The organism is Geobacter pickeringii (assembly GCF_000817955.1).
Classification (GTDB): domain Bacteria; phylum Desulfobacterota; class Desulfuromonadia; order Geobacterales; family Geobacteraceae; genus Geobacter; species Geobacter pickeringii.
In genome coordinates, this window is the sequence record NZ_CP009788.1 from 2,810,626 (window position 1) to 2,822,500 (window position 11,875).

At 62.4% G+C, this 11,875-nt stretch carries 13 protein-coding genes (1 of these 13 cut by a window edge); all 13 read left to right on the top strand.

The features are described 5' to 3' along the window. The first annotated feature begins 56 nt into the window (after nucleotides 1-56). A complete protein-coding gene (locus GPICK_RS12650; RefSeq protein ID WP_039743788.1) occupies nucleotides 57-398 on the top strand; it encodes a YcgN family cysteine cluster protein in 342 nt (113 codons plus the stop codon). After that, entirely contained in the window at nucleotides 388-1,671 is a 1,284-nt protein-coding gene (locus GPICK_RS12655; protein WP_039743791.1) for a DUF6178 family protein, read from the top strand. The genes GPICK_RS12650 and GPICK_RS12655 overlap by 11 nt, the downstream gene beginning before the upstream one ends. A 181-nt stretch (nucleotides 1,672-1,852) precedes the next feature. Next, nucleotides 1,853-3,034 carry a sensor histidine kinase gene (locus GPICK_RS12660; protein ID WP_052263428.1) on the top strand — a complete coding sequence of 394 codons (1,182 nt, stop codon included), beginning with the start codon at nucleotides 1,853-1,855 and terminating at the stop codon, nucleotides 3,032-3,034. Nucleotides 3,035-3,051: 17 nt separating this feature from the next. Continuing rightward, a complete protein-coding gene (locus tag GPICK_RS12665) occupies nucleotides 3,052-3,552 on the top strand; it encodes a hypothetical protein (protein WP_039743793.1) in 501 nt (166 codons plus the stop codon). Nucleotides 3,553-3,612: 60 nt separating this feature from the next. Further along, nucleotides 3,613-4,107, top strand: coding sequence for a cytochrome P460 family protein (locus GPICK_RS12670; protein WP_039743795.1), 495 nt, complete (start codon nucleotides 3,613-3,615; stop codon nucleotides 4,105-4,107). Between the two features lie 27 nt (nucleotides 4,108-4,134). After that, nucleotides 4,135-4,590, top strand: coding sequence for a hypothetical protein (locus tag GPICK_RS12675; RefSeq protein ID WP_039743797.1), 456 nt, complete (start codon nucleotides 4,135-4,137; stop codon nucleotides 4,588-4,590). Between the two features lie 106 nt (nucleotides 4,591-4,696). Then, on the top strand, nucleotides 4,697-5,551 hold the full coding sequence (rpoH, locus tag GPICK_RS12680) for an RNA polymerase sigma factor RpoH (RefSeq protein ID WP_039743799.1): 855 nt from the start codon (nucleotides 4,697-4,699) through the stop codon (nucleotides 5,549-5,551). An 82-nt stretch (nucleotides 5,552-5,633) separates the two neighbouring features. Continuing rightward, the gene (locus GPICK_RS12685) at nucleotides 5,634-6,380 is read left to right on the top strand and encodes a HesA/MoeB/ThiF family protein (protein ID WP_039743801.1); all 747 of its coding nucleotides are present in this window, start codon (nucleotides 5,634-5,636) and stop codon (nucleotides 6,378-6,380) included. Nucleotides 6,381-6,601: 221 nt separating this feature from the next. After that, nucleotides 6,602-7,372, top strand: coding sequence for a hypothetical protein (locus GPICK_RS12690; protein WP_236685558.1), 771 nt, complete (start codon nucleotides 6,602-6,604; stop codon nucleotides 7,370-7,372). After that, the gene (locus GPICK_RS12695; RefSeq protein WP_039743805.1) at nucleotides 7,372-8,820 is read left to right on the top strand and encodes an SLC13 family permease; all 1,449 of its coding nucleotides are present in this window, start codon (nucleotides 7,372-7,374) and stop codon (nucleotides 8,818-8,820) included. Before GPICK_RS12690 ends, GPICK_RS12695 begins: the two co-directional genes overlap by 1 nt. A gap of 41 nt (nucleotides 8,821-8,861) precedes the next feature. Next, a complete protein-coding gene (locus tag GPICK_RS12700; RefSeq protein ID WP_039743807.1) occupies nucleotides 8,862-9,569 on the top strand; it encodes a phosphoadenylyl-sulfate reductase in 708 nt (235 codons plus the stop codon). A gap of 30 nt (nucleotides 9,570-9,599) precedes the next feature. Continuing rightward, nucleotides 9,600-10,505: a sulfate adenylyltransferase subunit CysD gene (gene cysD / locus GPICK_RS12705; protein ID WP_039743810.1), complete on the top strand. Its 906-nt coding sequence runs from the start codon at nucleotides 9,600-9,602 to the stop codon at nucleotides 10,503-10,505. Further along, on the top strand, nucleotides 10,505-11,875 hold the 5' portion of the coding sequence (gene cysN / locus GPICK_RS12710) for a sulfate adenylyltransferase subunit CysN (RefSeq protein ID WP_039743812.1). Its footprint extends 294 nt past the window's final position; only the first 1,371 of its 1,665 coding nucleotides appear in the window; the start codon lies at nucleotides 10,505-10,507; its stop codon lies off the right edge, out of view. Before cysD ends, cysN begins: the two co-directional genes overlap by 1 nt.

Consider the following 11,875-nt stretch of genomic DNA (forward strand, 5'->3'; position numbering starts at 1 on the left):
AGCGCGCAGGGTCTACAGCGTTGACAGGAGCGGCTGCGATTGGCTATCCTCTTCCCATGAAAAAACGAGATGTTTCCGACGGCGACTGGGAGTCTCTCTGCGAGCAGTGCGGCCTCTGCTGCTACGAGAAGATCGAGGATGAAACGGGCGCTGTTTTTTTCACCGCCACCCCCTGCAGCTATCTCAACGTGGAGAGCAACCGGTGCCTGATCTACGAGCGCCGCTTCGAGCTGAACCCCGAGTGCGTCAAGCTGACGGAAAAGCTCGTGCGCAAGCTCCACTGGCTCCACGACGACTGCGGCTACCGCAAGGCCCTGGGTATCCGCCGCTCCCGGGTGCGGACCGAACGGTGGGAAGAGCGGAACAAGACGGAGGAATCACCCGACAATGACCAGTAAATCCGACGACAACGTTATCAGCCTCGACCGGGCCCGCAGCAGGCGCGCCCTCACCGAAAAAGGGTTCAGTGCCCTCTCCGTCCCGGAGAAGATCGAAACCCTGCGCACCCTTCCGGCCAAACGGCAAATGGACTTGATCCTGGCCGATCCCCTGGGGCGCGGGCTCGTAGGCGTCATCCCCCCCCAGGAGCTCTATCTCCTGGTGAAGGAGATTGGCGAGACCGACGCCATGGGGCTCTGGGAACTGGCCTCACCGGAGCAGCGCAGCTTCATCCTCGACCTGGAACTGTGGGAGAAGTGGAGCTTCTCCCCCGCGAAGGCTTACGAATGGCTCAACTATCTCCTGGAGGCGGGGGAAAGCGTGGTAGTGGAACAGCTTCCCCACCTGGACCTGGAGCTCCTGCTGCTGATGCTCGAACGGGAGATTTCCGTCGGCGGCGGCATCGGCGAACTTGCCTCCGACGAGGAACGGACCGCCGACTACGACCACACCTTCGACAACATCTACTTCATCACCTTCAAGAAGAGCGACCATGCGCGGGCCATCGGCACCTTCCTCGACATCGTCTTCCGGAGCGACCGCGAGCTCTACCTGGGGCTGATGGAGGGGATCAAGGGTGAGCTGGAAACGGAACTGGAGGAGCTTGCCTACCGCTTCCGCGCCGGACGGCTCGCCGACTTCGGCTTCCCCGAACTGGACGACGCCCTCGCCCTCTACGCCCGCCTCGACCCGGCATCCTTCGCCGTGGCGGGGGAAAAGCGGCTCGCGGCGGGGACCGGCTCGGCATCGCACCTGCCGGCGCCCGGAGGAAACGACTCGTTTTTGCAGCGGGTACTGGCGCGGGCCGGCTCGGAAGAGCTCGACCAGGAGCTCACCTACCTCGTAAACAACGCCCTGGTGGCCGACGGCGAGGCCCTGCACGACCGGGAAGCCATGGAGCAGGTCTTCCAGCGGGTCCACGGCTACCTGAACATCGCCCTGGAATACCTGGCCGACGGCAGCGAGGAACGGGGTGCCGAGATCATCCGCACCGAATACCTCCGGCGCCTCTTCCAGCTCGGCTTCAGCATCGTCATGCCGCTCCGTTCCCGGGCCGAGCGGGTCTCCAGCGACGACTACGCCACCGGCAAGGCGCTGCGCGGCCTCAAGGCGCTCCCTCCCCGCTACTACCGCGCCTTCGATCCCGAAGGGACCGACGGTTACCGCGAATTCCGCGGACTGGCCGACGTGAAGCGCTCCGAAGAATTTCTCGCTACGGTTGAGGGGGCGTAACGTCCGTTTCCTCACTGCGCAATGCCGACTCTGCCCGACACCCTCCTTTCGGAGCGTGGTCGGAACCGGTCAATATCACTCACGGCTGATTTGACAACGGTGCCGGCTTCATTTAAATATGGCGGATATTCTATTCAACTTCATGGCTCGCTCTTGATTGTGAGAAGGAGTGGTGAATTGTATGGCCAACAGTGTCAAGCCAGGCGTCGTGGGGAGCAAGCGAGGGAAGTCCCGGGTCAGAACCCATTTTGCCTCACCGGAACGGGCAACGGCAGCAGAGTTGACCGACGAGATCGAGTCGGTTTCCCACACCCCCCTCGTTGACGGCTTGATGTATGTTGCCAACGGGCTCTTTGCCGTTCTCAACGAACATCGCCAGATACTCGCCCTTAACGAATCATTCCTGAAACTGATGGGGATTGAGGATCCCTCCACAATCCTCGGTCTGCGACCGGGCGAGTACCTCCACTGCATTCATGCCTGCGAGATGCCGGACGGTTGCGGGACGTCACCCTCCTGTGCGACATGCGGCGCGGTCATATCCATCGTGACAGCCCTCGCCACCGAACACCCCCAGGAAGGGACCTGCTCGATCACCGTGGAAAAGGACAACACGGAAGTTGACCTCTTTTTCCAGGTCCGCTGCTGCCCCATACGAATCAAAGAAAAAAAGTTCGTCTTGATCTTCCTGCACGACATCAGCGTCCATCAGCAGCGCGCCAACCTGGAACGGGCATTTTTCCACGACATCAACAACCTGATGACCGGCCTTCTGGGCAAGAGCGACATCTTCCAGATGAAAGGGGTCTGGGATGCCGAGCGTTTTGCAGACATCCAGAAGCTCATCCAGCGCACCGTCCAGGAATTTTCCATGCAGCAGGCGCTCTTTCATTCGATGTCCCACACCTATCAGCCGCTCTACTGCACGGTCTCCGTCAACTCCCTTCTGGATGCCCTGGCAGAAACCTTTGAAGGGCACCCATCGGCCAGCACTGTTACCCTCGACATCGCAAAGACGGATGAACAGCTCACCTTACTGACGGACCCGGCGATAGTGGACCGCATTCTGGTGAACATGGTCACCAATGCCATCGAAGCAACTGACCCGGGCGGCGCGGTGCGAGTGTTCGTGGAGCGGGGAGACAATTCCGTCTCGTTATCTGTCTGGAACAGGAAACCTATTCCGCACGATCATGCGCTGAGGATCTTCAAGCGCAATTTCACCACAAAGCGCGGATTGGGCCACGGTCTTGGCACCTATTCGATGAAATTCTTCGGGGAAAAGGTGCTCGGCGGCAGCGTGGATTTTACAACATCCGATAAAGACGGTACCGTCTTTCGGCTTACCTTGACGCAGTCGTAGACAAGAGCCCTCGTCCCATGCCGTCGGAACCGTTCATCTTTAACAATGAGAGCGCCACCCTCTGCGGCGCCTGCGGCGGCGAGTGCTGCCGGACCCGGCCGGGTATCGAGGCGCCGGGGCGCTTTCTCGCCGCGCCGGACCCCGCGGGGCACCTCCGGGATCTTCTCGCTTCCGGGCTCTGGGTCCTCGACACCCACTACGGCGTCCCCTACGATCCCGCAAAGGGTGAGCGGGGCGACCCGGACCTGATCATCCGGTACCCCCGGCCGGCAACCCGGCCCGAGCAGGAGAGTGGCGGCATCTCCGCCCTCCCCGGTGCCGGAGAGTGCGTCTTTCTCCGCGCCGACGGCTGTGCCCTCCCATTTGCCGACCGCCCCCGCGCCTGCCAGGCCCTGGAACCGACGGCCGGTTTCGACTGCAGCTCCTCCTGGACCCGGTTCGACGCCGCCCGCGCGTGGCTGCCGCATCAGGACACGGTGGCGGCCGCCCTCACCCGCCTGAGTCGTCCCCCTCTCTGATGACGCCTCCGCCGGCGTGTGGTACACTTGACAGGTTCACACACTATTGGGGAGGTACCCATGAAACGGATTCTCGCAGCCATCGCCCTGACCCTGGCCGGCACGGCCGCAACCGGCGCCGACCAGCTTCCCATGGCCCCCAACGGCATCGCCTATCTCACCGGCTACCGCTCCTGGGAGGCGGTGGCGCCTTCCTGGCGCGACGACAAGGGGCAGATCCGCATCATCCTCGGCAATCCGACGGCCATGGCGGCCCTGCGGCAGGGGACCCGCCCATTCCCCGACGGCACCACCTTCGCCAAGCTGGCCTGGAGCGCGAAGAAACACCCGAAGTTTCCCGTTGCCACGGTCCCCGATACCTTCGTTCAGGTGGAGTTCATGGTGAAGGACGGGGCAAAATACAAAACCACCGGCGGCTGGGGGTTCGCCCGCTTCGTGGGGAATACGCTCAGACCCTACGGGAAGGACCCCTCCTTCGTCCAGGAGTGCTTCGGTTGCCACACCCCCGTGAAAGACAATGACTTCGTTTTCACCCACCTCGCCCCCATTCCCTGATCACCCATCACCAGACAAGGAGTATCCATGAAGACGATTCCCGCCCTGATTCTGACAGTTTTCCTCATCTTCGCATCCGTCGCCGGCGCTGCCTCCCTCCCCGGCGGCTACGCCACTCTTCCGTGGGGAACCGACGTACACACGGTCATGAAAAAGTTCCCCAAAGGGGAGATGGGGACCATGGGCGAAATGGTGGTCTACCGGCAGTTGAATCCGAACAAACAGATCCGTCAGAGGATGTTCGGTTTCGACAAGGGGAAGCTCAAGGCGGTCTCGGTATCCTTCGCCGGCCCCTACGTGAAAAAGACCGGTCTCGAGAAACTTCTCGCCCAGCACCGGAAGTCCTATGGCGAGGGGACGGTGGACAACTCCAAGGCTCCGCACATGGTCTCTTACGTCTGGGAAGACGCCACGTCCCGGATCATCTTCACCTATGCGCCCAAGCGACCCGAGATGACGGTAGTCAACTACACACAAAAGTAACATCCAACCTCTTGATTTTTCGCATCCCGCTTGTTACATTGGATTAGCACTCACGGAAACGGAGTGCTAATTTTGTCAGAGTCCCGCGACAGGAGGCAAACGATTCATGACGATGGCTCTCCCCGTTGTTGCCGACAGTCTTACCCTCTACCTCGCCGAAATCAGAAAATTCTCGGTCCTCACCCCCGAGGAAGAGCACCTCTATGCCGTGAAGTTCTATGAGGAGAAGGACCTTGAGGCCGCCCACCGCCTCATCACCGCCAATCTCCGCTTCGTAGTGAAGATCGCCGCCGAGTACAAGTCCTACGGCATGAAGATGCTCGACCTGGTGCAGGAAGGAAACATCGGCCTGATGATGGCGGTGCGCAAATTCAATCCCCACAAGGGGATCCGCCTGATTTCCTACGCGGTCTGGTGGATCCGGGCCTACATCCAGAACTACATCATCTCCGCCTGGAGCCTCCTCAAAATCGGCACCACCCAGGCGCAGAAGAAGCTCTTTTTCAAGCTTGGCCAGGCCAAGGACGCCATCCGACGCCTCACCGGCTCCGACGACACCGAGGCGACCGCCCTCTCTCTGGACGTGAAAGAATCCGAAGTGATCGAGATGGATCAGCGGATGCGCGGCGACTGCTCCCTCGATGCGGAACTGGTCAACGGCGAAGGGATGACGCTGCTGGAAACCCTGGCGGACGAGCGGCAGAACCAGGAAGAAGCCCTTGCCGAGCATGAAGAAACCGCGCTGCTGCGGGGATACGTGGCACAGGCGGTGGAGCGGCTCAATGAAAAGGAACGCTTCGTCATCGAGAGGCGGGTCACCGCCGACACCCCCCTCACCCTTCAGGAGATAGCGGACCATTTCTCCATCTCCCGCGAACGGGTCCGCCAGATCGAAGAGGGAGCCCTCAAGAAAATCAAGGCGTTTCTCGCCCCGGCCATCTCTTCCGCAACGCCGGCGTAGTCTCGCCGCCCGTACGCCCAAGCCCCGCCCGACGGCGGGGCTTTTTCTTTATCTCCCCCTCGCTCCATGCGAAAGGATCCTGATGCTCAGCGCCGCCCAGAAAGAGCGTTACACCCGACACATCATGCTGGACAACATCGGGGAATCGGGACAGGAAAAACTCCTCGGCGGCAAGGTTCTCATCATCGGCGCGGGGGGGCTCGGCTCGCCGGCCGCCCTCTACCTCGCCGCGGCCGGAATCGGGACCATCGGCATCGCCGACCCCGACCGCGTCGAACTCTCCAACCTGCAGCGCCAGATTGCCCACGGCACCGCCGACCTCACCCGTCCCAAGGTTGCCTCCGCCCAGGAGGCAATGACCACCATCAATCCCGACGTGACGGTGGTCCCCTACGCAGTGCGGATTACCCCTGTCAACGCTGCCGGGATCATTACGGACTATGACTTCGTCATTGACGCGACCGACAACTTCGATGCGAAGTTCCTCATCAACGACAGCTGCGTCCGTGCCGGCATCCCCTTTTCGCACGGCGGCATCCTCCGCTTCGACGGCCAGACCATGACCGTTCTCCCGGGGGTCTCTCCGTGCTACCGCTGCATATTCCCCGACCAGCCCGAATGCGAAGAAGTTGCCGTTGCCTGCTCCCGGGCAGGGGTCATAGGGGTCCTCCCCGGCGTAATCGGCACGATCCAGGCGACGGAAGCGATCAAATACCTCCTCGGCATCGGCACGCTCCTGACCGGACGGCTTCTCACCTACAACGCCCTCACCCTCAGATTTCGCGAGGTTCCCGTCAAAAGGAACGCATCCTGCCCCGTCTGCGGCTAGGTTCGAAGCCAGCGCCGCAACCGGGGCTCCATCGACTCGGGAACGGGGTTTTCGGCGGCCGCAGCCACCCTGCCTTTTCCACACCAATTAAGTAAAGTTTTTTGGTATTTTATTTCTTGACAAAAACAATAGTGTTAAGCAAAATAAAATCAACGGTTCTTGCGAAGCAATAAACCTGGACACGGACGCCAGCCGTACGGAGAGAGAGGCACAGCGTGATTGTGGATGAACTAAAATTACGGGGACCCTCCATCAGACTCGCCACGCCCAAAGAGCTGCGCCGCGAAGGCTCCGTCTTCCTGGTGGGAGGAGAGCTCCCTCCCCGCCCCTCCCTCGAAACCCTCTTCGAGAGTCATTGCATAAGCCCTGCTGAACTTTTTCACCTCAGCTTCGGCGCCCCGGAGACGTTTCCCCAGGGCGAGGAACTCGCCCGCCTGATCAAGAAAAACTTCACAGCCCACCTGGTGGGGCGAATCGACTATCCGCTCTCCCCTTCCCAGGTGGAGCGGGCATACGCCGCCGGCATCGACATCATCGACATCCCCCTCGGCAGCGGCACCGAGGACGACCGGAAGGAACGTCTTGCCTCCCTCGAATACGCCCGGGAGATATTCCCGCGCTGGGCAGTGGCGTCCACGCTTCCCGTGGGAGATGCGCCGGCCGGGGCAACAATCGCCGCCATCGACGACCTTCTGAACCGCAGGATCGTCCCCCTGCCGGAGGTTCCCCTTCCGACCGCCGCCGACGGAAGGGACGACACCGGAACCATCCTCCGCCATCTTGTCGCGGCGTGGCGCAGACACCGGGTGGCGATTGCCCCCCTGCAGCCGCTCATCGTTCTGACGACCCCCCTCGTCCCCGCCAGACCCGACGGAATATTGCGCGGGTTCATCGACCGGCTTCGGGACCGGCAGCTCCTGGCAGCGGCGGACCTGCGCCGGACGCTCCGCGTCCGCCAGGTTGAGGAATCCTTCGAATCGGCGGGGCTCTGATGGCACAGGATCTGTTCGACAAACCGCTGAAGATCGACACGCGCCCCCTCTGGCTGATCCTCCTCGACCGGACCGCGCGGTATCAGGTGTTCGCCGGTCTGGCGGCGGTCTGCATCATCCTCTTCCGCCTCTCGCCGCCTGCAGGGCTCGCCCCCGCCGGCTATCACGCCATTATCCTCTTCGGCGCCGCCATATTCCTCTGGGTCTCCGGGCTGCTCCCCATCGCCGTGACGGCCCTCCTCTCTATGGTCATGCTCCCGCTGCTGGGGATAATGGATGCCAAGAAGACCTACGCGCTCTTCGGCAACGAAGCGGTCTTCTTCATTCTCGGCGCCTTCATCCTCGCCGCGGCCATGACCGGCACCGGCCTGTCGGCGCGGCTGGCCCGGGCGATGCTCGCCCGTTTCGGCAAGACCCCGAAGCGGCTGGCGCTGACGGTGTTTCTCCTCTCCGCCTTTCTCTCGTTCTGCATGAGCGAGCATGCCGTCGCCGCCATGATGTTTCCGGTGGTGACCGAAATCATCGAGAGCCTGGGGCTGGAAAAGTTCAGAAGCCGCTACGCCAAGCTCCTCTTCATGGCCATCGCCTGGGGGTGCATCATCGGCGGCATCGCCACCTTCCTCGGCGGGGCGAGGGCTCCCCTTGCAGTTGGGATACTGCGGGAAACCAGCGGTCTCGACTTCACCTTCTTCGAATGGACCCTTGCAGCCATCGTGATCGTGGTTCCCCTTCTCCTATTCGGCTTTCTCCTGCTCGGCTGGTTCTTCCCCCAGGATCTCGAAAGTGTCGAGGACGGCCTCCGCTTCCTCAACCGCAAGCGGCTCGAAACGGGGAAGATGAGCTATAATGAGATGATCGTCGCGGCGGTCATGGTCGCCACCATCGGCTGCTGGATGCTGCTCGGCAAGGATGCGGGGCTGGCCGCCATCTCGATTCTGGCAACGGTCGTCCTCTTCGCCTTCCGGGTCGTTTCGTGGAGCACCATCGAGGAGTACGTCAACTGGGGGATTATCCTCATGTACGGCGGCTCCATCGCCCTGGCAAGCGCGCTTGAAAAATCGGGGGCTGCTCTCTGGCTTGTCAACAAGGGGCTCGGAATTTTCACGCCGTCGGCGTTTGCGGTCATCGCGATCATCTCCCTCGTCTCGATCATCCTCACGGAATGCATCAGCCATGCGGCGGTGGTCGCCATCCTCATGCCGATTGGAATGACTCTCGCCAAGAGCATCGGCATGGATCTGCGGGTCATCACCCTTGCCATTGCGCTCCCGGCGGGCCTTGCCTACTGCCTCCCGATGGGGACGCCGGCTACCGCCATCGTCTATGCATCCGGCTTTTTGAAGAGCCGGGACATCATTGTGCCGGGAGCCATGATCATGCTGGTCTCGTGGCTGCTGTTCCTGGCCTCTGCCTGGTTCGTCTGGCCCCTGATCGGGCTTGCAATCTGACACGCGGCGGGCGATACCCTGCCGCTCTAAAGGAGCTGACAATGTCGCAGCAGATTCGTCGGGAACTCCCGGTTCTCCCCACCGATGCCACTCCCCAGCAGATCCTTGCGGCTGGCGTCGAGGCGGCCCACGGCACGGTGAAACTCGCCTGCTCCTTTTCCGTGGAGGACGTGGTCATCATCGACATGGTGAAGGAGCTTGGCCTGGAGGTCGGCATCTTCGCCCTCGACACCGGCCGACTCCATGAAGAGACCTACGAGGTTGCGGAAGCGCTGACGGAGCGGTACCGCATCCCCATCGAGTGGTACTTCCCGAAGCACGAGCAGGTCGAACGGCTGGAGCGGGAGAAGGGGTTGTTCTCCTTCCGCGAGTCCCTCGAAAACCGGCACGAATGTTGTCACATCCGCAAGGTTGAGCCGCTGGGGAGGGCGCTAACGGGGCTTGCCGGCTGGGTCGCGGGATTGCGTCGGGAACAGAGCGTCACCCGCACCGGCCTTGCCCCCATGGAGCTCGACGAGGCCAATGGCGGCATCGTGAAGATCAACCCGCTCCTGGAATGGACCGAGCCCCAGGTCTGGGAGTATGCTGAAAAACGCCGGATCCCGGTGAACCGCCTCCACAAGCAGGGGTACCCTTCCATCGGCTGCGCCCCCTGCACCCGCCCCGTGGCCCCCGGCGAGCACCCCCGGGCCGGCCGCTGGTGGTGGGAAAACCCGGAGCACAAGGAGTGCGGCCTCCACCGGCGCTGATCGAAGGCACACGTTAACGAGGATAACGATATGAGATCCACCCTGACCCACCTGCAGCAGCTCGAAGCCGAAAGCATCCACATCATCCGCGAGGTGGTGGCGGAATTTGCCAACCCGGTCATGCTCTACTCCATCGGCAAGGATTCGGCGGTCATGCTCCACCTGGCTCGCAAGGCCTTTTACCCGGCGCCGCCGCCGTTTCCGCTGCTGCATGTTGATACCACCTGGAAATTCCGCGACATGATTCAGTTCCGCGACCGGATGGCCACCGAATGCGGCATGGACCTAATCGTTCATGTGAACGAGGAGGGGGTACGGCAGGGAATTTCTCCCTTCACCCACGGCTCTGCCCTCTACACCGACATCATGAAGACCGAGGGGCTGAAGCAGGCACTGGACAAGTACCGGTTCGACGCTGCCTTCGGCGGGGCACGGCGGGACGAGGAGAAGTCGCGGGCCAAGGAGCGGATATTCTCCTTCCGCAGCGCCAACCACCGGTGGGACCCAAAGAACCAGCGACCGGAGCTCTGGAACCTCTACAATACCCGCATCAAGCCGGGGGAGAGCATCCGGGTTTTCCCCCTCTCCAACTGGACCGAGCTGGACGTCTGGCAGTACATCCATCTGGAAAACATCCCGATCGTACCGCTCTACTACGCGGCGGTGCGGCCGGTGGTGGAGCGGGACGGCATGCTGATCATGGTGGACGATGATCGCATGGAGCTCAAGCCGGGCGAGACGGTGCAGTACAAATCAGTCCGCTTCCGCACCCTCGGCTGCTACCCTCTCACCGGGGCGGTGGAGTCGACGGCCGACACCCTCCCCAGGATCATCCAGGAGATGCTTCTCACCCGCACCTCCGAGCGCCAGGGGCGGCTCATCGACCATGACCAGGCGGGATCCATGGAGAAGAAGAAGCAGGAGGGGTACTTCTAATGGCACACCAATCGGAACTGATCGAAAAGGATATCCTCGCCTACCTCAAGAGCCAGGAGGAGAAGTCACTGCTCCGCTTCATCACCTGCGGCAGCGTCGATGACGGCAAGAGCACCCTCATTGGGCGGCTTCTCTGGGACTCCAAGATGATCTTTGAGGACCAGCTGGCGGCCCTGGAGGCGGACAGCAAGAAGGTCGGCACCCAGGGTGGTGCCATCGACTACGCCCTGCTTCTGGACGGACTGCAGGCGGAGCGGGAGCAGGGGATCACCATCGACGTGGCCTACCGCTTCTTCTCCACCGACCGGCGCAAATTCATCGTGGCCGACACCCCCGGCCACGAGCAGTACACCCGCAACATGGTCACCGGCGCCTCTACCGCCCAGGTGGCGGTGATCCTCGTGGACGCCCGCAAGGGACTCCTGACCCAGACGCGGCGCCACAGCTACCTGGTCTCTCTCGTGGGGATTCGCCATGTGGTCCTGGCAGTGAACAAGATGGACCTCATCGACTTCGACGAGGAGAGGTTCGCCGCCATCGTGCGCGACTACGGGGAGTTTGCGGCCCCCCTTGGATTCGCCTCCATCACCGCCATCCCCATCTCGGCCCTGAACGGCGACAACGTCATCGAGGCAAGCGGCAGCACCCCCTGGTACCAGGGCCCGCCCCTCATGAACTACCTGGAAACCGTGCAGGTCGCCGAAGAGCGGGCGGCAGAGCCGTTCCGGCTGCCGGTGCAATGGGTGAACCGTCCCCACCTCGATTTCCGCGGCTTCTGCGGCACCATTGCCTCCGGCACCGTCCAGCGGGGGGATGAAGTGCGAGTAGCGGCATCCGGCCGCACCAGCCGGGTGGCACGGATCGTCACCATGGGCGGCGACCTGACAGAAGCGGTGGCCGGCCAGGCGGTGACCCTGACCCTCACCGACGAGATCGACATCAGCCGGGGCGACATGTTGACGGCAACCGATGCGCCGCCGCGTCTCTCCCGGCACCCGGAAGCCCATTTGGTTTGGCTCCACGACACCGCACTGGTGCCGGGGCAGGTCTACCTTGTCAAGACCGCCTCCGCCGTGACTCCCGGCCGGGTCACCCGCGTCCAGTACGCGGTGGACGTCAACACCCTGGAACAGAGACAAGTGCCAACGCTGGGGCTTAACGGCATCGGTGTGGTCCGACTGGAACTGGACCGCGCTGTTGCGTTCGACCCGTACCGCAAGAACCGTGAAACCGGCAGTTTTATCCTCATCGACCGGTTCAGCAACGCCACCGTAGCGGCAGGCATGGTGATCGCCACCGCCCCACTGGAGTCACCGGATGTTGCACCGACGGAAACGGGTACTGGCGAAAACGCAGTCATCGCCCGCCGC

Bases quoted from the DNA above. Each gene is read 5' to 3' on its own strand.
- cysD (WP_039743810.1), top strand. From the start codon at position 9,600: ATGAGATCCACCCTGACCCACCTGCAGCAGCTCGAAGCCGAAAGCATC.
- GPICK_RS12700 (WP_039743807.1), top strand. From the start codon at position 8,862: ATGTCGCAGCAGATTCGTCGGGAACTCCCGGTTCTCCCCACCGATGCC.
- GPICK_RS12685 (WP_039743801.1), top strand. From the start codon at position 5,634: ATGCTCAGCGCCGCCCAGAAAGAGCGTTACACCCGACACATCATGCTG.
- GPICK_RS12695 (WP_039743805.1), top strand. From the start codon at position 7,372: ATGGCACAGGATCTGTTCGACAAACCGCTGAAGATCGACACGCGCCCC.
- GPICK_RS12655 (WP_039743791.1), top strand. From the start codon at position 388: ATGACCAGTAAATCCGACGACAACGTTATCAGCCTCGACCGGGCCCGC.
- GPICK_RS12670 (WP_039743795.1), top strand. From the start codon at position 3,613: ATGAAACGGATTCTCGCAGCCATCGCCCTGACCCTGGCCGGCACGGCC.
- GPICK_RS12660 (WP_052263428.1), top strand. From the start codon at position 1,853: ATGGCCAACAGTGTCAAGCCAGGCGTCGTGGGGAGCAAGCGAGGGAAG.
- rpoH (WP_039743799.1), top strand. From the start codon at position 4,697: ATGACGATGGCTCTCCCCGTTGTTGCCGACAGTCTTACCCTCTACCTC.
- GPICK_RS12675 (WP_039743797.1), top strand. From the start codon at position 4,135: ATGAAGACGATTCCCGCCCTGATTCTGACAGTTTTCCTCATCTTCGCA.
- GPICK_RS12650 (WP_039743788.1), top strand. From the start codon at position 57: ATGAAAAAACGAGATGTTTCCGACGGCGACTGGGAGTCTCTCTGCGAG.
- GPICK_RS12665 (WP_039743793.1), top strand. From the start codon at position 3,052: ATGCCGTCGGAACCGTTCATCTTTAACAATGAGAGCGCCACCCTCTGC.